Below are 245 nucleotides of genomic sequence, written 5' to 3' on the forward strand. Positions count from 1 at the left end.
GAGCACTACAAGGCAATTAAGGCGGTAATCAAGGCTCACAAAACAGCCCCACAAGCCGCATTAATCAAACACCTAAATCCAGTCATAAAAGGGTGGAGTAACTACTATTCGGGAGTAGTATCCAAGGAAACATTCTCCAAACTCGATTATATGGTTTGGGTAGCTTTAAGGGCATGGACAGCATCAAGATGTGGGAAAGCGTCCATTGATAAGCTCAGAAAGTATTACCATCATGGAGCCAATGG

1 protein-coding gene is annotated in these 245 nt (G+C 43.7%); it reads left to right on the plus strand.

The window, feature by feature from the left end:
• On the plus strand, positions 1–245 hold a 245-nt coding region (locus AC0QH1_RS20755), incomplete at both ends, for a group II intron maturase-specific domain-containing protein (RefSeq protein WP_324633217.1).

This window comes from Phormidium sp. CCY1219 (assembly GCF_055795085.1).